This window comes from Bacillus sp. FSL P4-0290 (assembly GCF_037975435.1).
Lineage (GTDB): Bacteria > Bacillota > Bacilli > Bacillales > Bacillaceae > Bacillus > Bacillus subtilis.
In genome coordinates this window covers 758,756-780,636 of the sequence record NZ_CP150253.1, presented here as the reverse complement: position 1 = coordinate 780,636, position 21,881 = coordinate 758,756, and the positions used below count along the sequence as shown (strand labels likewise).

The window sequence follows — 21,881 nt, the reverse complement described above, 5'->3', positions numbered from 1 at the left end:
CGCTTCTATCATTTAAAGCAGAAAAATATTTTATTGACTGCGTCAAATTTCGACAATATAATACAACAAGAACTGCATATAATGATTAGAATATTTTGAATATTTCTAGGAGGAACTTTTGATGAGTTCATTATTTAGAAAAAAACCGCTTGAAACATTGAGTGCGCAGAGCAAGTCAAAAAGCCTTGCCCGTACGTTAAGCGCATTTGATTTAACCTTGCTCGGTATCGGTTGTGTCATCGGTACAGGGATTTTTGTCATTACAGGAACAGTGGCAGCGACCGGTGCAGGTCCCGCCCTCATCATATCGTTTATTTTAGCGGGGCTCGCCTGTGCGCTGGCTGCTTTCTGTTATGCTGAGTTTTCGTCTTCCATTCCGATTTCGGGAAGCGTGTACTCATACTCATACGTGACACTTGGAGAGCTGCTCGCCTTTTTGATCGGATGGGATCTCATGCTTGAATATGTCATTGCACTGTCGGCGGTTGCCACCGGCTGGTCTTCATACTTTCAATCACTGCTTGCCGGCTTCAATCTTCATATTCCGGCTGCACTGACAGGAGCGCCGGGAAGCACGGCGGGCGCCGTATTTAACCTTCCGGCTGCGGTGATCATTCTCCTCATCACTGCGATTGTCAGCAGAGGCGTCAAGGAAAGCACACGCTTTAACAACGTTATTGTACTGATGAAAATCGCGATCATTTTATTGTTCATTATTGTCGGCATCGGCTATGTGAAACCGGACAACTGGTCTCCTTTTATGCCATTCGGGATGAAAGGCGTCATACTTAGCGCTGCCACTGTATTCTTCGCGTACCTTGGGTTTGACGCGGTTTCAAACGCATCAGAGGAAGTGAAAAATCCGCAAAAAAACATGCCCGTCGGCATTATTTCAGCTCTAGCCGTCTGCACGGTTCTGTACATCGCGGTATCGCTTGTGCTGACAGGCATGATGCCTTATGCCAAATTGAATGTCGGAGATCCTGTATCTTTTGCGCTGAAATTCGTCGGACAGGACGCTGTTGCCGGAATTATTTCTGTCGGTGCGATTATCGGGATTACGACGGTGATGCTCGCTTTGCTGTACGCTCAGGTTCGTTTGACATTTGCCATGAGCAGAGACGGCCTTCTGCCTGGATTGTTCGCAAAGGTTCATCCGTCATTTAAAACCCCGTTCCGCAACACATGGCTGACAGGAATCGTTGCAGCGGGAATCGCCGGCTTTATTAACCTCGGAACGCTGGCCCATCTGGTGAACATGGGAACACTTGCCGCGTTTACGGTCATTTCCGTTGCTGTCATTGTGCTAAGAAAAAAACATCCTGAAATCAAGGCGTCCTTCAGAGTGCCGTTCGTTCCGGTTGTGCCAATTATCAGCGCAGGCATCTGCCTTTGGTTCATGTACAGCCTTCCCGGCGTCACATGGCTTTCATTTGTCATCTGGATCGCTGTCGGAACACTGGTTTACTTCCTATATTCGAGAAAACACAGCTTATTAAACAAATAATCTCTTTTCAGCCGGCGGTGCCTCACCCGCCGGCTTTTTCCTTTTTTTATGTGCTATACTTTGAATACATATGAGGAAAGGGAGACACACAGATGAAACGATACCGCACTTTATTATTTGATGTAGATGATACCATCCTTGATTTTCAAGCGGCAGAAGCTTTAGCCCTGCGTTTGCTGTTTGAAGATCAGAACATTCCTTTAACAAATGACATGAAGGCGCAGTATAAAACCATCAATCAAGGTCTCTGGAGAGCCTTTGAAGAAGGTAAGATGACACGGGATGAAGTCGTAAACACACGTTTTTCCGCTTTGCTCAAGGAGTACGTTTACGAAGCGGACGGCGCTTTGCTTGAGCAAAAATACCGCCGCTTTCTTGAAGAAGGACATCAGCTTATTGACGGTGCATTTGATCTCATCTCAAATCTGCAGCAACAGTTTGATTTGTACATCGTGACAAACGGCGTGTCTCACACACAATATAAGCGTCTCCGTGATTCAGGATTATTTTCATTCTTCAAGGACATTTTCGTTTCTGAAGACACAGGCTTCCAAAAGCCGATGAAGGAATATTTCGATTACGTATTTGAACGGATTCCTCAATTTTCAGCAGAGCACACATTAATCATTGGGGATTCACTGACTGCTGATATCAAAGGCGGACAGCTCGCCGGGCTTGATACTTGCTGGATGAACCCTGACATGAAGCCGAATGTGCCAGAGATCATACCAACCTATGAGATTCGTAAGCTTGAAGAGCTATATCACATTTTGAATATCGAAAATACTGTCAGCTGCTAATCAGGCTGACGGCGTTTCTTTCATAAGAGTCTTTTTTCCTCTTGATAAATTCTTCACCTTATGAATAATATGGTGGTATGCTTTGGTTATATATGTAAGGAGGAGACTCAATTGGCTATCGCCGCCCCGTTAAAAGAAAAAACAGTTCAAAAACCAGGCACCACGGTGTATCCGATTTTGATTATTATCGGAATTTGCCATATGCTCAACGATTCGCTTCAGGCTGTGATTCCGGCCATGTTCCCTATTTTGGAACGCTCCATGAGCCTGACGTTTACACAGCTCGGCATCATTGCTTTCACATTAAACATGGTGTCATCCGTCATGCAGCCTGTTGTCGGCTGGTATACCGATAAACGGCCGCGGCCGTATGCGCTGCCAGTCGGTTTGACCGCCAGCATGCTTGGCATTTTGGGCCTTGCATTTGCCCCGTCATTCATAACGATCTTATGCTGTGTGTTTTTCATTGGATTAGGCTCGGCCATTTTCCATCCGGAGGGCTCCCGTGTGGCGTATATGGCCGCCGGCACAAAACGCGGGCTCGCCCAGTCGATTTATCAGGTGGGCGGAAACTCAGGCCAGGCGATGGCGCCGCTGATCACCGCGCTGATCCTTGTGCCGCTCGGGCAATTCGGCGCTGTTTGGTTCACGCTTGTCGCCGCGCTTGCTGTTATGTTTCTCATGTATATTGCGAAATGGTACGCCTCACGTCTCGGCAGCCTTGCCCAGAAATCAGGCAAGCAAAAGAAAACGGCTGAAAACACGGCCATCACCAAATCTGTTGTATCTGCTCTTATTATTATTATATTTCTCATTTTTGCTCGTTCTTGGTATACGAGTGCGATCGGTAACTTTTACACGTTTTACGCGATGGATACATATCACGTAAGCATTCAGCAGGCACAAAGCTATATTTTTGTCTTCTTGCTGTTCGGCGCGATCGGCACGTTTCTCGGCGGCCCGCTTGCAGACCGTTTTGGAAAACGCTTCGTTATTCTCGGTTCGCTGTTATGCTCGGCGCCGCTGGCGATTGTGCTGCCATTTGCCGGCCCGGTTCTCGCCTATGGCGTGCTCGCATTGATTGGCTTGGTTCTGATGTCGAGCTTTTCTGTAACGGTCGTCTACGCACAGGAGCTAGTTCCTGGAAAAATCGGCACAATGTCCGGTTTAACCGTCGGGCTTGCCTTCGGGATGGGCGCAATCGGCGCTGTGGCGCTGGGCGCTCTGATTGACGCCGCGGGCCTGACACCGACGATAATCGCCATTGCCTTTCTCCCTGTTCTCGGCATCCTTGCCTTCCTATTGCCAAGTGACCAGAAGCTGAGAGAATGGCATAGCTGAAAAAACCCCTGCCAGGCGGCAGGGGTTTTTTTAATCCAGCTGGATAAAATGAGTGTCAGGCACTGCGTGCTTCGGGATAAAGCCATCCGCAAAGTCCGGAAACGCCGACTGTATTTCATCAATCCATCTTTTCAGATTTAATATATACGGCATATAAATCATCTCAATTGTCGCTTCGTCTTCAATCCGGTAGTACCAGCAAAGATTAAACTCTTTTTCTGTCACCAGTGTAAACCCAGAGAAATGATAGAAAATCAGCGGCGTTTCATCTATATACACGCGGCCGTCCTTTTGCCCGACCTTATAGTTTTCGATATTCCAAAGCGCTGTATTGGCTCCTATTGATTTGACAACATGAACACCTTTAAACTGCTCCGGCCATTTCTCCACATATCTTTGATCACCGTATGTCTTGCGTTCCGTATCCATTTCGACCGTGCAAAATTCAATACAGTCCTGTCTCCACTGCCACACCGCTTCATATGCTTCCTTTGTATTACCGGCACCGACAAAGCCTGTATTAAAGCGTCCGGTTCGGTCGTAGTAGGACATGAAGCGCGGCGAATTACGATGATCAGTCAAATACAGAGACGCCGTTGGGTTTTCTGCAAAAATACGCGCCGGATCAGAAAAGAAAAATAGATCCGTATCCATATGGGCAAAGTATTCAGCGTCATCCCACTTGCTCATCACATGAAACAAAAAGGCGGGCTTTAACGTCCAGCAATATTCATGAAACGTTCTGTTGCTTTTCGCTTTCAGCAGCTCCGGGTCTTCCATTTCATGCAGCTGCACAAAGGTTACATGCTCCCATGGAACGTGCTGAAGCAATTCATACGCTTTCTGGTCGACACACAGCACATATAAATGAAAATCATCGCAATGCTCATGGAGAGAATGAATCATAGGCATGAGCTTAAAGATATGTGTCCTTGACACTATCGTTGAAAAATGAAATGTACTCACTTATACCACATCCAATGATCTAAGATCCACGTGCAGCAAATCGTTGACAAGCGCATACAGTGCGTTGGCAAAATCGTTTACGCCTAGCTTTTTCTTCGCTTTTGGCAGAAGCTTGCGGACAGTTTGTAAATCAAAGCTTTTTGCCGTCACCCTTGGGGCTTTCTTTCGCCAATCCGGATCAATGTTGCGCTCTTTAACAACATGCAGAAGCTCAAGAAACAGATTCAGCAGCATATCATATTTCTGTGATTCCAGCAGCTTTTGAATATCAGCCATGATTCTGTTCGTCATGTCAGGCGGGAACGGCCCATTAAAAGCGAGATGAACGTCTAAGGAGCGGATGTTATTGTATTTATCGCACATATAGGCAATGTTGGCCCGAATATCATCTACAGATTTACAATTGCTTGGATGCTCCTGATGAACACTGACAATATCGCGGCGAAGCCTGAAGGTCAATCCGGCCTGATGAAGCCTGATCCCGAGGTCATAATCCTCAAACCCGTACCTCACAATGCCTTCGTCAAATAAACCGAGGTCAACCACATGCTTGCGTTTCACAGAGGAATTATTCGTGATAAAAAAGCGCCATGGCATATGATAGCCTTTCAAGTCATCGCCGTACTCATCTAAAATCTTCTTGAGCACGTCTATAAAGTCGGTATCGAGGTCAAAGCTTTTATCAAGAAAGCTTCCGTTTTTGATGTCTGCTTCCTCCAGCAGCTTTTGTTTGTCTTTCTTCGGCATTTCATCTGTGAGCTTTGCGAGCTGTTCCTTATGTTCTTCTTCAAACCGTTCATAATAAAAACTGTAGATCCGTTTCCAAAACAACCCGCACACGACGAGATTCTCTTCGTTCTCATGGGCTTTAATATGTTTTGCCACAAGGTCCTTTGCCGCAAGCATATCGCTGTCATGGAAAATCAGGATGTCTCCTCTGGCATTGCGAAGCGCCTGATTTCGTCCGTACGCAATGCCCCTGTTTTCTTTAATCCGTGTAAAGATCAGCGGAAAATCAGCTTGAAATGACTCAAGCATCGAGAGCGTCCCGTCCTCAGAGCCATTGTCCGCTACAATGACTTCGAATTCTTCATCGCACTCCTGCTGGTTTAATGACAGAAGGCTGTTGTAAAGGCGCTCCTTTGAATTATATGCAGGAATAATAACGCTTGCTTTCACTTCATTTTCACTTCCTGTATTTACTCATTTATTTGTTGTCATCTTTTGAAGCAAAACCGTTAAATTCAGGGTCTAACGTTTTCATGTGCTGAATGATATGCGGCAGTGTCTCTTGATACAGTTCATGCACAAACGGCAGATCTTTGCGGGTTGTTTCATGAATCTGTTTGATTTCATTGATGCTGACGATTCGGTATCCGCTGAAATGATAAAAGATCAGCGGACTGCCATCCTCCAGCACGATCCGGCCATCTTTCCAGGAAAACGTATGCTGCCCATAATTCCAATGCCCGATGTTCACGCCGGGTGTTGTAATGTCACACACATTCGGAAACAGCTCAGACATATAATCCAAATAGCCCTGATCACCGAATTTCCCTTCACCCGGTGCATTTTTGCATTCCTCAAGACAGCGTTCCTTCCACCACTCCAAGCAATCCGTGCCTGCATCATCATGCTTGAAGCTGATAAACCCGGAATTATACCTGCCTAAAAGACGCTGCAGCATGTCAATCTGCTCTTTCTCAAAAGAAGGGATTACAATATCCCCCCGTGAAAGCAGCACCGAGCAGTCCGGCTGGTTTTCAAAAATCGGCGATGGATCTGCATAGAAAAAGAGGTCCCCATCAATATACGTCACGCGCTCCAGCTCAGGATTGCTGTTCAGTACAGCTTGCAGAAAGATCGGCTTCATCGTCCAGCAATACTCACTTTGATCTCTAGTTTCCTTCAGCTTCAATAGCAATTCATTTTCAAGAGCGGCCACCGGCACAAGGTTCAGCTGCTTCATCTTCAGCTTCTGTAACACGCGGTGCGTATCTTCATCCATGCAAAGTATAAAAATGGGACTGTCTTGATCAACTTGCTCTAACGACTTAAACAAAGCGACTGCCTGATATAATCTTCCTTTTGATAAAACGGTGCAATACGCGCTGGTCACAGTCTTGTTCACCTCGTTTCACATTACTTTTTGAAGAATTTCGTATACCACTCAATCGTTTTTTCAAGTCCCTCATCAATAGTGTAGGCCGGTGTCCAATTCAGCAGCTTTCTTGCTTTTTCCGCGGATAAATATTGATGTTTGATTTCATTGCTTCCCTGATTCAGCACCTTAGGTTTCAGATTACTGTTCATTTTCTTTAATATCTTCTCTACCAGTTCAAGTACGGTCAGCTGGATCTCATTGCTGAAGTTAAAGGCCTCTCCGGCAAGATTGTTTTCTTCCATTTTTTCTGCAAGAAGAAGATAAGCCTGAACGGCGTCTTCGATATAGAAGTAGTCCCGTACAAATGTGCCGTCGCTTCGGATTTCCGGCGCTTCCCCGTTCAGCACAAGCTGAATCGTCTGAGGAATGATGCGGTTGAAGTTCAAATCTCCGCCGCCGTATAAGTTTCCGCAGCGCGTAATGCAGACCGGAAGCCCGTACGTGTGAAAATAGGTGTGGCTGATCAGATCTGCGCAGCTTTTTGAGACGTCGTACGGGTGCTTGCCTTGCAGCGGCATGTTTTCATCGTATGGAAGGTTTTCTTGATCGCCGTAAGCTTTATCACTTGAAGCGACAATGACCCGCTTAATTAACGGATGCTTGCGGCAGGCTTCGAGAATATTCCAGGTGCCGAGGATATTCGCTTCAAAGGTAGAAATCGGGTTGCGGTTTGCCACGCCGACAATCGCTTGTGCAGCAAGATGAAAGACAGTGTCGATCTCATACTCGCCAAGCGCGCGTTCAATCACAGCCAAGTCCTCAAGAGAGCCCCGCACGATATTCATTTTCTTGATATGTTCTCCCTGATAAAGATTGGATTGAGGCACATGATCCCTGACAAGCCCCGTAACGTTTGCGCCCTGATCGATCAGCTCTTTCACCAAATAGCTGCCTAAAAGACCTGTGCATCCCGTGACAAATACGTTTTTATTTTTCCAGAAACTCAAATCGATTCACCATACCTTCCATACTTGTTGTCCTTGATTCCACATTTTGTTGACTTCTAAGAGATTTTTATACGTATCGATGGCCGTCCAAAATCCGTAATGGCGGTACACAGCAAGCTCCCCGTCTTTGGCAAGGTTCTTCAGCGGTTCATCTTCGAACATCGTGTTCCCGTCTTTAGGCAAATAATCGAAAACCTTTGGACTGAGAACGAAGAATCCGCCGTTGATGATTCCGTCACTTGATGTCTTCTCAGAAAATGTTTTCGCCATGCCGTCCTCAACTGTCAAGGTGCCAAACTGCGAGACTTTGTCAATCCCGGTGACAGTCGCGGCAGCACCTTTTGTCTGATGATAGCTGATGAGATGAAAAAGATTGATATTGGCCAGCCCGTCTCCATAGGTGAGCAGAAATGTTTCATCACCGATATAGTCTTTCGCCTGCAAGATTCTTCCGGCTGTCAGCGTATCTTCCCCAGTCTCCAAAAACGTAATTTTCCACGTTTCAGGCTGCCCCAGCATCTGTACCTCTCCCGTAGAGCTGTCGAGTGTCAGGCTGTTGTGCTTCCATTCATAGTCGAGAAAGTATTCCTTGATTTTTTCTCCTTTATAGCCCAAAAGCAGAATAAACTCGTTTACTCCGTAGTACTGATAAATTTTCATAATATGCCATAGAATCGGTTTGCCGCCTATCATGGCGAGCGGTTTAGGAATGTCATTCGTGACTTCACTCATTCTCGTTCCTTTTCCGCCGCAGAGAATGACCGCTTTCATCTCTACCCCTCATCTCTATGAATATTGAGTTCGAAACCTGGTACATCTTCACAATCTATCAAGGCATTTCCCCGATAATTTGTCCGATTTCAATCCGGTTTCAAAATCTACTGTAATGATATGAGAGAAAGCCAGCCTTGGTGACCAAATGGAATCTATTTTTTCAAGTTGGTTGTATAACCAAAAAAAGAGCCTTGAGCGAAGGCAATGCGCCCGCTCAAGGCTCTTTTTCATCTTATTTGATTTCTTTCTCCTTGCCGTAATGATAGTCTGACGGATCAACGGCTTTGAAATCATTTAGTTTATGGAACCTCAGCAAGTCTTTGTACAGGACACTGTCTGAAAGGCTCAGCTGCTGGTTCACTCTTGTTTTCAGATTCTTCGTTTCTTCATTCGCTTTCAGTTTTTCACCAGTCTTCGTATCATAAATGACATTGTCGACTGATGTGTACTTCGGCGTTACGAAGTCTCCGTTTCTGAATGCCACTGTATCGTCGTGGTCTTTAGAGAATAAGTCAGTACCAAAGTTGATGTATTTCTGAGAATCAATTCCTTCTAAGTGCAGAATTGTCGGCATGACGTCAATTTCGCCGCCATACGTATGGTTCACTCCGCCTTTTTTGCCAGGAACGCGGATCATCAGCGGCACACGCTGGTTCTGTGCGTTTTGATAATCTGTGATCTCTTTTCCAAGAATCTCTTTCATCGCTCGGTTATGGTTTTCAGAAATACCGTTATGGTCACCGTAAATCATGATGACTGAGTTGTCATACAGGCCGGCTTCCTTCAGCTCCTTGAAGAATTGCTCAAGCGCTTCGTCAAGGTAACGCGCTGTCTGGAAGTAGCTGTCAACTGTGTTATCGCCAGTTGTCGCTTTTTTAAGAGACGCGTCTTTTTCATCCAGGTTAAACGGATAATGGTTTGTCAAAGTAATCAAATGCGCGTAAAACGGCTGTTTAAGAGACTCAAGCTTTGGAATCGATTCTGTAAAGAACGGCTTATCCTTAAGCCCCATATTAATCACATTTTCATCTGACATATCATACGTGCTTGCGTCGAAGAACTTGTCATATCCGATATGTTTGTAAATCTGGTCACGGTTCCAGAACGATTTGTAATCACCATGCAGGACGGCGCTTGTATAGCCTTCCTTCTGGTCTAAAATCGCAGGAAGCGACTGGTAGGTGTTTTCGCCTTTCGTCACAAACGCGGAGCCTTCAGGAAGACCGAAGATCGAGTTATCCATTGTCAGCTCGGCATCAGATGTTTTTCCCTGGCCTGTCTGATGGAAGAAGTTATCAAAATACGTCACATCTTCCCCGCCGTGCGCAAGTTTATTTAAGAAAGGCGTCACCTCTTCACCGTTTAGCTTGTAGTCAATCAGGAATGACTGGAAGCTTTCGAGGTGAATTTTAATGATATTTTTGCCTTTGGCAGAGCCGAAGTACTCGGCGTTCGGTTTTGCATAATGAGACGTCGTGTAATTCTCGACGCTTGTTAAATCATCGCTGCTTGCATAGGCCCGTTGCGTTTCTGTTTGAGCCGTCTGTACACCGTCATAAATGGTGTAGTTGTATAAACCTAAATATTTCACAATATAATTGCGGTCAAACGTTCTTGTCAGCAGCTGCGGACGGTCTTTTTCCGCATAGTGCAGGTTGATGAAAAACAGTGCGATCCCAGAAAGGATCACTAAAGATGCAAAGCGTTTTTTCATTTTGTATTCTTTTAATTCAGGTCTCCAGATCAATACCGCAATCAAAATGATAATATCTAAGAAATAGAAAATATCATGACCGGCCATGATACTGAAAATCCCGTCTCCCATGTTTCCAACGTTTCCGGACTGTTTAATGTTCGGGAACGTCAAGAAATCGTCAAAGAAACGATAGAATAAAATATTTGCATATAACACAAATGTCATCAAGAAATCGATAATCAGCATAATAATGGCTGATTTACGCCCTTTCGCCAGCAAAGCCAGTCCTAAAAAGAAGACGGCGCTTGAGAATGGGTTAAATATCAGGAGGATCTCCTGAGTTGTGCCTTTTACCCCAAGATTAAACTCAGTCTTGTAGGATAAATACGTTTTTGCCCAAAACAGTATAACAGCCAGCACAAAAAAGCTAAGTTTGTAAGAAAAAAGTTTCTTCATGGCAACCTCTACTTTCTTAAACACTTTAAGTTCTTCATTCATATTTACCTGCTCTTTATATCCTGCCTTCCAATTCCTTCTTTCCAAACAAAATCAAGGCATCACACAACAAGAAATACACCGCGGCAAGCCGGAATATTTATGTTTCGCACCATATCATTTTTATTACAACCATTTGGAAACCAATCACTGGACGAAAGAAACCTTCATTTCGTTTCACATTTTTTTCTCCAAAATAAAAAAAGGATTTCTTTTGTCATGTGTGCCTTTGAAAAAAGAAATAGATACCGAGTATAAGAATAACATAAACTAGCAAAAACGAAAAATAGGTTTTGCAGACAGCCCGCCCTTCCGGCGGACTGAAGTTATTGTATGCATCAATGTTTAGCGCGATCACCATTTTTTCGAAAGGACAAAAAAGACTGGATGTCTCCAGTCTTCTTTATCTATATCCCTGCCCAGACATCCTTAGCGTACATACCGGTATCCTGCAGATGTCTCAGCCAGTTTTGCGCTTCTTGCTCCCCGGTGCCATGGACAGACTGATACGCCTTTTGTAGTGCCGCCTCCACATCCGGGGCCATTTTGCTGCCATCACCGCATACATAAAGCCTGCCTCCGCGGTCAAGGATCGATATTAACGTTTCTGCATGGTCAGCCATTACATGCTGGACATACGTTTTCGGTATGCCTTCTTTACGGGAAAAGGCTGTGTGGACAGTGACGATTCCGTCTTTTTCAAACTGCTCAAGCTCATCGCGGTATATAAAATCACGATCGTTTCTGCATCCAAAATAGAGATGAGCTTCACCGAGCGTTTTCCCCTCCCGCTTTAAAACTTCGCGGGCTTGAAGGAAACCGCGAAATGGCGCGACTCCCGTGCCAGGTCCGACCATAATGATTGGCGTTTCAGGGTCTTCTGGAAGCTGAAACCGAGATTCTGGTGTGCGTACAAACATCACGAGATCATCACCGGCTTGGCGCTCAGCTAAATCATTTGAAGCCACGCCCCTGTATTCGCCACGGCCGCTCCACGCAGGGCCGCGCACGACGCCGACTGTGATCGATGCTAGCCGCGGATTCACTCTTGGAGAGCTTGAAATTGAATAATATCTCGGTTTTAACGGACGTAAAAGCTCTAAAAATCGTTCAAACGGCATGTCGCACGCTTCGTACTTTTCAAGCAGATCCAGCATGGAAATTCGTTTTTTCAATATTTGCTCCTGATAAACACCCTCTGCTGACAGTTCTTCTAATTCGCGCCTATGCGGCGGACACACTGTAAATGCCGCCAGTTCACGTATTTGCGCTCTTGTGGCTGCTTCCTGCACCTCGACGCTGTAGCTGAGAAGATCATGCAGGCTGACAGGACGGCCCAATGGCAGATGCCCCGCACTGTGGCCGCTTGCCGACAATGTCACTTGGTCGGTTCCCTTCAAACCGAATCTGTGAAGAATCCGGCTGACATTGGTTTGGCTGTTTTTTGGCAATACGCCAAGATGGTCGCCCTCTTGATATTCAACATCCGGCGGCAATGCGATTTCGATATGGCGGGTGCTTCGATCGCTGTCCGCGGACTGGAGTTCACGATTTTCGGCAATGGATGCGTGAGAGGCTTCGTACGATCTAGCCAGCGGAGACTCGCCCAGCCCTCTGACAAACTGAAGGCTTAGCGTGCTTCGTTCCTTATCGGCGTTTTCATTCAGCTCCAGTCCGAATGCCTTAATGGCGTCCGCCCACATGCTTTTTTTCCACTCGTCAAGCTGCCCTTCAAAATCACCGCTGACATCACCTTCTCCGCGCGCAGAAAACCGAGTCGCGCCTTTCTCCGCAAGCTGCTCATCAATGAATCTCGGCACGTATTGATACGTGCTCGCCCAGTTGTGGTCGCCGCAGCCAAATACCGCGTAATGGACGCCCTCAAGCTCACCCGGTTTGATTTCTTGAAGCCACTGCACGAATTGTCCGGCATTGCTTGGCGGTTTTCCATTATAAGACGAGGTCACAATGACAACCGCTCCCTCTTTCGGCAGCTTTCCAATCCGGTCGTTCAGAGGTGCTGTCTCTGTCCTTACGCCGTGAAGACTGGCAGTATCCGCAAGCTCCCGGGCGACGCCTTCTGCGGTGCCGGTATCTGAGCCGTACAGCACGAGAAGCGGGCGGTTGTTAAGACCGATGACTGATGTGCCCTTTGCTTCCGTTTTCTCCTTTTGCTCATCAGACGCGGCTTTTTCAGCTGCCTGGACGTCTGCATGAATGGCATCCTGATTACGGCTTTGAACCCTGATGTGAAAATCGCCCGGCTTAAGTGTTAAGGTTTGTTTGATATCAAGCTCATAATTCTCATGATCAATCAATGTGAAATATTTTAGAATCATGCCTAACACAAGTGTGGCTTCATGAAGGGCAAACTGCATGCCGATACAGGCCCGTTGTCCATTTCCGAATGGTTTGTACGCATGATGAGGCACTTGGTCCTGATGCTCAAACCGTTCCGGCCGGAATTCTTCTGCGTCCTTTCCCCAAGCGTCTCGATCACGATGAAGCTGCGGAATCAGCACAGAAATTCTGTCATTCGTCGTGATCGGAAATTTCCCGCCAATGACTGTGTCTTCTTTTGGATAAAGGCTGAAAGCCGGAGCTGTCGGCCATAAGCGCAGTGATTCATTTAAAATCATCCGTATGTATGTAAGCTCCAGCACTTGTTTATAGGTCGGCGCTGCATCTGTCAGCACCCGATCGACCTCTTCATACGCCTTTTTCAGTTTGTCAGGATGCTTCAATAAAAAATAAGTCGCAAAGGAAAGCAGGCCACTCGTTGTTTCATGGCCGGCAATCAAAAACGTAATAATTTGAAAGCGGATATTTTCGTCGTCGAGCTTTTCACCCGTTTCCGGATCTTCCACATTCAGCATGCGGGCGAGCAAATCTTTTTCATCCTGGTCTCCATTCGATCTGCGCTCTGCAATAATGCTGTCGACTAACGAAAACATCGTTTGAATATCATGGTGGAATTGCCGCTTTGTTCTGACCATAAGCTTATCTTGAACATCAAGCCGCTGCATTTGATGCATCGCTTCATCAAGCGCCCGCACCATGCTGTTGATAAACGGGTGGGGCGTTTCTCTGTAGTAACTGTTAAAGCGGTAGTTAAACCCGCATAGCCCAATGGTGTCGAGCGTCAGCCGGGTCATATCTCCCGGGACATCGACTGCTTCATTCGGGTTGAGCCTTGCCCATTTTTGAATGAGCTGAACAGCGATATCGACCATTTTCTCATGATAGTCCTTCATGGCCCGCTGGCTGAACGTCGGCATCAAAATGTTGTGCGCTTTTCTCCAGTTAGGCTCATGCGTCCAGCTCGTAAACAATCCGTCACCGGAAAATGCGCGAACCTTTTCCAAGGCGCCTTCAATGCTTTTATCAAACCGTTCTTCATCACAAACCTCTTTCACCAATTCGTGGCCGGACACTACAATGGTCGTGCCCGCGGGTGTATGGATTTGAAAAATCGGGCCCTGTTCTTCCGCCAGTTTGATCAGCGAAAGCGTCGGCTTGTCTTTATCGATTAAAGGCAAATTGCCGAGCGGCCCAAACGTCTTCGGTTGAGGAATCGGGCTTGTTTCCTTCATCGAACCATTCCTTTCCGTATGAGATGCCTTCTATTTGACTACATTTCCCTTTCATGGTCATGATTATTCCGTTCTCCCAATTGACGCATGATCGCTGTTTTTTCTATACTTGAGAAGCTGTACAATACGCGAATAAGGTGAGTTTATATATGGATTTTGAAATTCGGTTTTTATCCTTTTATGTCATACAGGTGGAAGGCAAAGATGAGCAGGCGAACAAGCAGTTCAAGCACTTCCAGACCCTTGATACGGGCGAATTTGAAGAAAGCGAGCTGAAGGACTTTCTCGACGGGGAACTGAAAAAAATCGTCAAACGGAAAGCAGACCGCCATCCGCAGTCCGAGCAGGTCCCGACGAAAATCGGCCATTTTATCGTCGAGCCCGGCCACGAGCTCGATTCTAACCCAAACTACAACATGTTCAACCGCGCGCGTCTGGCGGAAACAAAAGAAGACTTCAATGAGCTGAGCGAGCAGTTCGTCCGCACGTACCTTGACACAAGCGCGGTTCGCGGCGGCGTGTTTCTCGTCGCTTCGGCCGTACCGAGAAAATACTTTGACGAGTCATTTGTCTTTATTATGAAATGTGATTTTGAGCCGAAGGTCGCCCGCATCTCTGACGCGTCTTCTCTCATTAAAAAAGTCGAAATGGCGATCACGACAAAAAACATGAAAAGCATCCAATACCCGTACATGCCAGAGGAAGGAATGGTCGAGGAAGGTGAACTGAAAATCCACCAGGCCTCACACGCCCGCTATTTTGAGGACTTTCTGAAATTCGTCGAGTACGGAGAATCAATGCCAGAAATCATGAAAAATCAGGTCATGAACATGGTACAAGAGCACGTCTACGAGACATTTGAAGACAACAGCGAAGAACTCAAGCAGTTCGAGCACGACATTGAGATTTGGGAAGCAAGCGAAAAACGGGAAATCCAAGAGCGCCTCGACACCCATCAAGTCATCGAAGCCTCCGCCCAAATCATCGAGCACACGCCAGAGGCCCAGCTGAAAATGAAAGTCGGAGAAACAGAGATTAAGGGATTGCTAGCGGATTTTGGCGATTCTATTCATCTCGCAAAAGTAAACGGGCGCTATGTCGCGCTGATTGAAGCCGAGACGATTTCGTTTGAGAAAGGCAGTTCACCGGTGGAGTTTTATAAGCCTGAGGGGCTGCATGAGGTGATTGAGCGGATAAGGAATAAAACAGAGCAAGACTAAAAAGTCCAGAAATCACTTTCTGGACTTTTCCTATTTAATACCCTTCCCTCAACACCGCATAGCACTCCCCAATCAGTTCTTCCGCTCCCGGCTCTCCTTTCAGCCCACGGCGTACGATTTCCGATGATAAGTTCTGGACTTTGAGCGCTCGTGGGGCTCTTCTTTTGTAGTACGCCAGTAATGCTGTTTCGTGGTCGGCGTGGTTTTGGAGTTCTTCGGCGAGGACGATGGCATCCTCGATCGCCATTGCCGCTCCTTGCGCCAGGGTCGGCGCGCCGGCGTGGGCGGCGTCTCCTCCGATGACAACGCGGCCTTTATGCCATGGCTCCTGCACGGCGACCTGCTCCAGTTTGTTAAAGATGACAGGATGCTGTTTTGACATGTGCTTTGTGACAAAATCCAGCCCCGGAAAACCAGAAAGAACCTCTTTTACTCTATCAAACCGGGTATCTTCCTCATCCCAGTAATCGCTCGTGCAAGGCTGGAGGACGAAGACATAGCCAGCGTGTTCCGCCAACGGCACGACGCCAATTTGTGTGTCTCCGCTTCTGTACATCAATGTCGCGTCCTTAAATGTAAAATCGGGAAGTTCGATATAAAAGCGCCACGCTCCCATGCCGAGATGCTCTTTTTCCGTCTCCTTTTGCAGCATCTTATCGCGAACAACAGAGTGAATGCCGTCAAAGCCCGCCAGAATGTCAGCCTGCATCTTTTCCCCATCTTCACATACGGCAGTGACCGATTCAGCTGTTTCTTCATAAGCGACAACCTTTTTCCCCCACTTGATGTCTACACCCACTGCCTCGGCATGCTTCATGAGAATGTCATTTAACGTTTTGCGCAGGATATTATTGCGTCCCGGAAGTGAATCGTCTAAAAAGGATTCACTGACTTGAAACAGCAAATTCCCCTGTTCATCAAACGTTTTAAACCATTCTGTTTGAAAGCCGTGCTTACAGCACTCTTCGAATACGCCCAGTTCTTTCAACACCGCCAGTGCGTTTTGCGGCTGAAGAATCCCCGCACCTGTTTTTCGGTTTTCTGAAGCCGCTTCACATAAGGTGACGGAAAACCCTGCCTTACGGAGAGAAATGGCCGCTGATAAGCCGCCGATGCCGCCTCCTGCTATTAACATATGTTTCATATCAATAACCACCTTTTCAGCTCTATATGTATTAGTTAGGCACCTAACTATATTACCTTACTATGTCCCAAGAAAAGCTGTCAATCATCTCCAAGCCAAGTTGCGTTATGGTTTTCCCTCCTTTATAATCGTGTCACAACGAATGTACGGGAGCTACTTGCGATGGAATTAAAACATTTACCGAAATATAAGCATATAACAGAGCACGCCGAAACGTATGCCAATATTGACGCCGGCTCTCTTGAATTGTTTTTATCTCTATTTGATATTTCAAAAAAAATGAATCATGTGATGGAGCATTACTTTGCTGGCCGAGGGCTTTCAGAAGGAAAATTCAAAATCCTGATGCTGCTCTTTGATGCCAAGGATCATAGGTTAAGTCCGACAGAGCTTGCCAAGCGGTCAAATGTCACGAAAGCAACAATTACAGGCCTGCTGGACGGGCTGGCGAGAGACGGTTTTGTCAGCCGCAGGCATCACACAGAGGATAAACGAAAAATCAGCATTGAACTGACAACAGAAGGCAAAGCACGCCTGAAGCAATTTCTGCCCGGCCATTTCAGCAAAATCTCAGCGGTCATGGAAAACTACAGCGACGAGGAAAAAGACATGTTCGTGAAGATGCTTGGTGATCTTTTTGAAAGGCTGAGCGTGTTTAAAGACTAAAAAACCCGTCCGATCCGGACAGGCTATAGCGTCTTTTCTTCTGCAGCCGGATACGCATCCGGCTGTTTTTTCTTTATGACCGTAACAAATATGCCGCTGATGACACACAGTATGCACAAGCTCAAACGGCTCCTTCAATATCACGGCTGACAACATGACAGACGCACGACTCCACCTGCCTTTTTGATGTATGGCAAAAAACGCCTATCCAATGACAGGCGCTTTTTCATTAATCATCACTGCTCAAAATGCCGAAGAAGCGGAGCAGGTTGATGAACAAGTTGATAAAGTCTAGGTACAGCGATAACGCCATAACCGGAATCAAGTCTTCCGTAATGTGGCGGTGTTTGATTTGATTCAAATCATACAAAATGTAAAGGGAAAAGACGATGGTTCCGATCACGGAGTACGCCTTCATCGCCGCTGAGTTTAACGGGCTGAAAATGTTGAAAATCCCTACCACTGCGAGTGCGAGCACCGCAACCAGCAGAAACGACCACAGGAAGGATAAATCCTTCTTCATTTTTGCGCCGATTGTGCCTAAGACGGCAAAAATGACAAATGTAGAACCAAAGGCTTCGAGCACGACATAGGCGCCGGCGATGGAAGCGTAATGGCTGACGATCGGAAATAAGGTAATGCCGGAAACGAACGCGAATGTATATACAAACGCATACCCGACCGCTTTTCTTCTGCGCATCCAGAAGGCCAGAATAATCATCGCCACTTCAAGAATAGAAAGCGGCAGCATCAAAGCGGCAGGAACAAATTGGCCGATAAAAAGGCCGACAGTCGCGATCAGCAAAGTGAAGACAAAGACTGTCAAAATGCGTTGCATGATCGATTGCTTACTCTCGTGAACCGTAGCTTGCATGTCAAAAATCCTCCTAAAAAATGATCTTAAAGGTCTATTATATAAAAATTGGATGAAATATGTATATGTTTTAAGGAGAATTTAATGAAAACAAACGCCCTTTACATTATCATTTTGATTCTTTCCTTTTCAGCGAAAAACGGTGCTTTTCTATTTTCTCAATTTGGGTAATCTGAGAATCATGAACTGTAATCTGAACGGTGCCGAAATCGAGTGTTTCCAGCGAGCTGATTATTTTTTCAATCACTTCCGGATCAATCGTTGATTTAGAAACCAAAAGACCTTCCCCCCTGTTGAATAGGTTTTAATTCACAGTATTCTTATAAGAATTATAATATTATGTTTTTTTTGATAAATCAATGGTGATTTCTGTTCAAATCAAAAAGGCATATGATCACCCTGTGACGGTCAATCATATGCCTGGAAACTTCCTATTTGTTTTCTTCCAATTCCTCAACAATACAGCGGACACCCATATTTTCTAATGCCTGCTTCAGCGTGCCGTACGTTTCATATTCACTAAAATCAAGCCCCAATTGAATCGAAGTTTGGGCCACATCCGGGCGAATCCCTGAAAATACGGCTTTGACGCCTAATAAGAAAAGCGTTTTATACAGGTTGTACAATTGCTGAGCCACCATGGTATCCACAATCGGAACACCCGAAAGATCAACGACGAGGCTTGTGATTTTTCTCTCGACACAGCGGACCGGCACTGTTTCTAAAATGACCTGTGCCCGTTTTGTATCAATGGAGCCGATAAGCGGCAATATCCCGATTCCATCGGCAATGAAAATGACCGGGCAGCCAAGCTCTGAGATCAGTTCCTGCTGAGATGTGAGCCTCATCAGCATGAATTTTTGGTACTGCTCAGAGAATTCAATAATCAGCTTATCGAACGACTGATTCACAATGCGGTTCCATCGGTCTGCATCCTCATTTGTCACAATCTCCTGATTCTCTTTTATAAATGTGGCGACTGCGTCCCAGAATGAGATTCTAGAATTGGATATGGCTTCTACGACCTCATGCACTTGAACATCCTGCTCTACCCTGTTTTTCGCAACGTTTTCCGCCCATTTTGTCATGTTTTCTTGAAAATCGGTTTGATCCTCCAGAAATGCGCTTGCGATTGTTATATTGGTAAATGTATGCTGCTCGGTTAAAAGTGTTTTCGTTTCTTCACTTAAATGGCTGGCGGAATATAGCTCGCCTTTTAGCTGGCAACGCAAACTGAACCATTTCTCAGTAATATCCGCAGTGTTGTCTATGATATATTGATATAATAATTGATCGATATTCACGGTCTGTCTCCTTTTTCGTAATAGAAGCACTTTCATTATAAAATGATAAATCGGAATTGTGAATAAGACTAGAGAAAAATCAAATGATTCTGCTCTTTGAGAGCATTCCAGCTTCATATCCTTAGGCGAATGCACCAATAAGAGTCCGCCCGCATAAACTGCAGTGTACAGTTTACAATGAGAAAGGACGTTATCACATGTATTATGTTGATCCTTATATGTTTGCGGGGCATTTTTATGAGCCTTGGCCTGCTTTTGAATATGAATACCGATATCCATGGCCTGGCATTGGCAGCGGTGCTGTTCCGGGCTCTGGCGGCGGCTCCGGCCCTGGCTTTGGCGGCGGTGCTGTTCCAGGCTTTGGCGGCGGCTCCGGCCCTGGCATTGGCGGTGGCGCTATTCCAGGTTTTGGCGGCGGCTCCGGCCCTGGTATTGGCAGCGGTGCCAGCCCAGGCTTCGGCGGTGCGCCGCAGGGACCTCCTCCTTCCCAAATACCAGCGAAACCCCCAAAACCGCAGGGTTCTCAAGGAGCCGTTTTGTTAGTTGAACCAATCACCATTCGTCCTTGCCTTTTCCGATTTACCTATGTTTGGTTAACCAATGGCCGCTCATTTTGGTTTTACCCGATCATCCTTGGCAGAAGATCCGTCGGCGGCTTTTATTGGGATTCCTCACGGCGCCGCTGGGTTTATTTCGCCTTAGACACAAATCACATCGATGTTGTAAGCTGCTCATTTTAATAATCAGCCGGTTTCCCGGCTGATTTTTTTATGTTACTTCGGCCGTAAACAGGTTATAGTATTATTATCTTTTCAACTTGGAGGTTTCCCTATGATCAAACAAATTGGCACTGTTGCTGTATATGTCGAGGACCAGCAGAAAGCGAAGCAATTTTGGACAGAGAAGGTAGGCTTTGATATTGCAGCGGACCACCCAATGGGACCTGAAGCAAGCTGGCTGGAGGTTGCGCCAAAAGGGGCCGAGACTCGTTTAGTCATTTACCCGAAAGCCATGATGAAAGGCTCAGAGCAAATGAAGGCTTCTATTGTGTTTGAATGCGAAGACATCTTTGGTACATACGAGAAAATGAAGACAAACGGTGTAGAATTCCTCGGTGAGCCCAATCAAATGGAGTGGGGCACCTTCGTTCAATTTAAGGACGAAGACGGAAATGTGTTTTTATTAAAAGAATAAACTGTTGCGCACTGCGGTTCGATTCCGCCCTGCGCTTTCTTTGACATTGAGAATGAATTTCACTTACAATTATTCATATGTGAGAATGATTGGAGTGAGACAAATGTTTGTACAGTTGAGAAAAATGACGGTTAAAGAAGGCTTTGCAGATAAAGTCATAGAACGTTTCAGCGCTGAAGGAATCATTGAAAAACAAGAAGGTTTAATTGATGTGACAGTGCTTGAGAAAAATGTGCGCCGCGGTGATGAAGAAGTTGTTGTCATGATTCGCTGGGAATCAGAGGATCACTGGAAGCAATGGGAAAAAAGCGATGCGCATATCGCCGGCCATAAAGCAAACAAAGGCAAACCAAAGCCTGACTATCTGATCAGCACTGAAGTGAGCATGTACCATGTACGTGCTGTCAAACAAGGGACATACAATCAATAAAAAGCTTGCGCCTTGCTGCAAGCTTTTTTCTAAGAGTCATGTTGATCTGCTTTGTTCGTATGTTACGGTATACAGCGGCTTATTTTTATGCCATTCTGCAAATAACACGTCCTCTGTCTTATCAATGTTCTTCTTTTTCAATTCTTGCTTCAGCCACTGTTCATCCACACCTGCTTCCTTCAGATTATCCCGGACAAGCTCTCCATCTATGATTAACGTGATTGGCAGGGAAACAGACTTCGAAGGAACCTGCAAATCCTTATTGGTCGGTTTGTCAAAGTCTGATTTTGGAAGCACGCTGACCATCCCGTTTGTTTCCAAAATCGCATATTCTACTTCTTGGATCGAAAAGCTCCCAGCTTGCCTCAATAGGCTTTGCAGCTGGTTAATGTCCATCTTATTTTTCTTCAATACTTTATATTGAAGCTCCCCTTTGCGGATGACGATATTCGGCTCGCCCTCCAAGAACTTTCGCGATGATTTCATTTTTTGCGTGATAAATTCAATAATATAAATCAGCACGCCCCACAGCAGCGAAGCAAAAATAATTTCTTTGATTTTGATTTCATGATCGTAAACGGCATTTCCGACCAATTCTCCTAAAATTAAAGCAGAGATAAAGTCAAACGGCGTAATTTGAGAAAATTGGGTTTTCCCGAGAAGCTTTAAGATGATAAATAAAATGCCTAAACCGCAGACCAGTTCTACCGCAACACTTAAATAATTTCCCATATTGATAGCACCTACTTCTTGATTATACTATCAG

21 protein-coding genes are annotated in these 21,881 nt (G+C 45.9%); 8 read left to right on the top strand and 13 right to left on the bottom strand.

The window, feature by feature from the left end; translation table 11 throughout:
- Positions 1-121 precede the first annotated feature (121 nt).
- The 3 genes from MKY10_RS03975 (at position 122) to MKY10_RS03965 (ending at position 3,648) form a co-directional block, all read left to right on the top strand.
- Positions 122-1,507: an amino acid permease gene (locus MKY10_RS03975; RefSeq protein WP_015715491.1), complete on the top strand. Its 1,386-nt coding sequence runs from the start codon at positions 122-124 to the stop codon at positions 1,505-1,507.
- Between the two features lie 92 nt (positions 1,508-1,599).
- On the top strand, positions 1,600-2,307 hold the full coding sequence (locus MKY10_RS03970) for a YjjG family noncanonical pyrimidine nucleotidase (protein WP_015252588.1): 708 nt from the start codon (positions 1,600-1,602) through the stop codon (positions 2,305-2,307).
- Between the two features lie 111 nt (positions 2,308-2,418).
- Positions 2,419-3,648 carry an MFS transporter gene (locus MKY10_RS03965; RefSeq protein ID WP_339226202.1) on the top strand — a complete coding sequence of 410 codons (1,230 nt, stop codon included), beginning with the start codon at positions 2,419-2,421 and terminating at the stop codon, positions 3,646-3,648.
- A 30-nt stretch (positions 3,649-3,678) separates the two neighbouring features.
- Here the strand turns inward: MKY10_RS03965 and MKY10_RS03960 are convergent, their stop codons facing one another.
- The 7 genes from MKY10_RS03960 to cypD form a co-directional block, all read right to left on the bottom strand.
- Positions 3,679-4,614, bottom strand: a complete 936-nt coding sequence (locus tag MKY10_RS03960) for a putative nucleotide-diphospho-sugar transferase (protein WP_015252589.1) — start codon at positions 4,612-4,614, stop codon at positions 3,679-3,681.
- Complete coding sequence (locus MKY10_RS03955; protein WP_015252590.1) at positions 4,615-5,793, bottom strand: glycosyltransferase family 2 protein; 1,179 nt, start codon at positions 5,791-5,793, stop codon at positions 4,615-4,617. It lies immediately after the preceding gene.
- A gap of 28 nt (positions 5,794-5,821) precedes the next feature.
- A complete protein-coding gene (locus MKY10_RS03950; RefSeq protein WP_015252591.1) occupies positions 5,822-6,733 on the bottom strand; it encodes a putative nucleotide-diphospho-sugar transferase in 912 nt (303 codons plus the stop codon).
- A gap of 23 nt (positions 6,734-6,756) precedes the next feature.
- Positions 6,757-7,725, bottom strand: coding sequence for a GDP-mannose 4,6-dehydratase (locus tag MKY10_RS03945; RefSeq protein WP_015252592.1), 969 nt, complete (start codon positions 7,723-7,725; stop codon positions 6,757-6,759).
- Between the two features lie 6 nt (positions 7,726-7,731).
- Positions 7,732-8,496 (bottom strand): glucose-1-phosphate cytidylyltransferase, encoded by a 765-nt coding sequence (locus MKY10_RS03940; protein WP_014479136.1) that lies wholly within the window; start codon positions 8,494-8,496, stop codon positions 7,732-7,734.
- Positions 8,497-8,731: 235 nt separating this feature from the next.
- Positions 8,732-10,651, bottom strand: a complete 1,920-nt coding sequence (ltaS1, locus tag MKY10_RS03935) for a lipoteichoic acid synthase LtaS1 (protein WP_015252593.1) — start codon at positions 10,649-10,651, stop codon at positions 8,732-8,734.
- 446 nt (positions 10,652-11,097) lie between these two features.
- A complete protein-coding gene (cypD, locus tag MKY10_RS03930; RefSeq protein ID WP_015252594.1) occupies positions 11,098-14,283 on the bottom strand; it encodes a bifunctional P-450/NADPH--P450 reductase in 3,186 nt (1,061 codons plus the stop codon).
- Between the two features lie 149 nt (positions 14,284-14,432).
- Here cypD and MKY10_RS03925 point away from each other — a divergent pair, with 149 nt between their 5' ends.
- A complete protein-coding gene (locus MKY10_RS03925; protein WP_003233793.1) occupies positions 14,433-15,503 on the top strand; it encodes a DUF3900 domain-containing protein in 1,071 nt (356 codons plus the stop codon).
- Positions 15,504-15,537: 34 nt separating this feature from the next.
- Here the strand turns inward: MKY10_RS03925 and MKY10_RS03920 are convergent, their stop codons facing one another.
- Positions 15,538-16,647 carry an FAD-dependent oxidoreductase gene (locus MKY10_RS03920; protein ID WP_015252595.1) on the bottom strand — a complete coding sequence of 370 codons (1,110 nt, stop codon included), beginning with the start codon at positions 16,645-16,647 and terminating at the stop codon, positions 15,538-15,540.
- A gap of 162 nt (positions 16,648-16,809) precedes the next feature.
- Between MKY10_RS03920 and yetL the strand changes: the two genes are divergently transcribed.
- Positions 16,810-17,313, top strand: coding sequence for a transcriptional regulator YetL (gene yetL, locus MKY10_RS03915; protein ID WP_015252596.1), 504 nt, complete (start codon positions 16,810-16,812; stop codon positions 17,311-17,313).
- A 23-nt stretch (positions 17,314-17,336) separates the two neighbouring features.
- On the opposite strand, the gene MKY10_RS03910 is transcribed toward yetL, so the two are convergent.
- From MKY10_RS03910 to MKY10_RS03895, 4 genes are all read right to left on the bottom strand, one after another.
- The gene (locus tag MKY10_RS03910; protein ID WP_044052602.1) at positions 17,337-17,432 is read right to left on the bottom strand and encodes a hypothetical protein; all 96 of its coding nucleotides are present in this window, start codon (positions 17,430-17,432) and stop codon (positions 17,337-17,339) included.
- Positions 17,433-17,542: 110 nt separating this feature from the next.
- Positions 17,543-18,187 (bottom strand): Bax inhibitor-1/YccA family protein, encoded by a 645-nt coding sequence (locus MKY10_RS03905; RefSeq protein ID WP_048655135.1) that lies wholly within the window; start codon positions 18,185-18,187, stop codon positions 17,543-17,545.
- 109 nt (positions 18,188-18,296) lie between these two features.
- Positions 18,297-18,464 (bottom strand): YezD family protein, encoded by a 168-nt coding sequence (locus MKY10_RS03900; protein ID WP_003244522.1) that lies wholly within the window; start codon positions 18,462-18,464, stop codon positions 18,297-18,299.
- A gap of 154 nt (positions 18,465-18,618) precedes the next feature.
- Positions 18,619-19,491 (bottom strand): STAS domain-containing protein, encoded by an 873-nt coding sequence (locus MKY10_RS03895; protein ID WP_015252598.1) that lies wholly within the window; start codon positions 19,489-19,491, stop codon positions 18,619-18,621.
- A gap of 197 nt (positions 19,492-19,688) precedes the next feature.
- On the opposite strand from MKY10_RS03895, the gene MKY10_RS03890 reads away from it, so the two are divergent.
- The 3 genes from MKY10_RS03890 (at position 19,689) to hmoA (ending at position 21,115) form a co-directional block, all read left to right on the top strand.
- Positions 19,689-20,231, top strand: coding sequence for a hypothetical protein (locus tag MKY10_RS03890; RefSeq protein WP_044052603.1), 543 nt, complete (start codon positions 19,689-19,691; stop codon positions 20,229-20,231).
- 91 nt (positions 20,232-20,322) lie between these two features.
- A complete protein-coding gene (locus MKY10_RS03885; RefSeq protein ID WP_003233803.1) occupies positions 20,323-20,685 on the top strand; it encodes a VOC family protein in 363 nt (120 codons plus the stop codon).
- A 103-nt stretch (positions 20,686-20,788) separates the two neighbouring features.
- On the top strand, positions 20,789-21,115 hold the full coding sequence (gene hmoA / locus MKY10_RS03880; RefSeq protein WP_003243958.1) for a heme-degrading oxygenase HmoA: 327 nt from the start codon (positions 20,789-20,791) through the stop codon (positions 21,113-21,115).
- A 36-nt stretch (positions 21,116-21,151) separates the two neighbouring features.
- On the opposite strand, the gene MKY10_RS03875 is transcribed toward hmoA, so the two are convergent.
- Entirely contained in the window at positions 21,152-21,847 is a 696-nt protein-coding gene (locus MKY10_RS03875) for a DUF421 domain-containing protein (RefSeq protein WP_015252601.1), read from the bottom strand.
- Positions 21,848-21,881 lie beyond the last annotated feature (34 nt).

Coding starts and splice junctions, on each gene's coding strand:
- MKY10_RS03975 (WP_015715491.1), top strand. CDS start 122: ATGAGTTCATTATTTAGAAAAAAACCGCTTGAAACATTGAGTGCGCAG.
- MKY10_RS03970 (WP_015252588.1), top strand. CDS start 1,600: ATGAAACGATACCGCACTTTATTATTTGATGTAGATGATACCATCCTT.
- MKY10_RS03940 (WP_014479136.1), bottom strand. CDS start 8,496: ATGAAAGCGGTCATTCTCTGCGGCGGAAAAGGAACGAGAATGAGTGAA.
- ltaS1 (WP_015252593.1), bottom strand. CDS start 10,651: ATGAAGAAACTTTTTTCTTACAAACTTAGCTTTTTTGTGCTGGCTGTT.
- cypD (WP_015252594.1), bottom strand. CDS start 14,283: ATGAAGGAAACAAGCCCGATTCCTCAACCGAAGACGTTTGGGCCGCTC.
- MKY10_RS03925 (WP_003233793.1), top strand. CDS start 14,433: ATGGATTTTGAAATTCGGTTTTTATCCTTTTATGTCATACAGGTGGAA.
- MKY10_RS03920 (WP_015252595.1), bottom strand. CDS start 16,647: ATGAAACATATGTTAATAGCAGGAGGCGGCATCGGCGGCTTATCAGCG.
- yetL (WP_015252596.1), top strand. CDS start 16,810: ATGGAATTAAAACATTTACCGAAATATAAGCATATAACAGAGCACGCC.
- MKY10_RS03905 (WP_048655135.1), bottom strand. CDS start 18,187: ATGCAAGCTACGGTTCACGAGAGTAAGCAATCGATCATGCAACGCATT.
- MKY10_RS03890 (WP_044052603.1), top strand. CDS start 19,689: ATGTATTATGTTGATCCTTATATGTTTGCGGGGCATTTTTATGAGCCT.
- MKY10_RS03885 (WP_003233803.1), top strand. CDS start 20,323: ATGATCAAACAAATTGGCACTGTTGCTGTATATGTCGAGGACCAGCAG.
- hmoA (WP_003243958.1), top strand. CDS start 20,789: ATGTTTGTACAGTTGAGAAAAATGACGGTTAAAGAAGGCTTTGCAGAT.
- MKY10_RS03875 (WP_015252601.1), bottom strand. CDS start 21,847: ATGGGAAATTATTTAAGTGTTGCGGTAGAACTGGTCTGCGGTTTAGGC.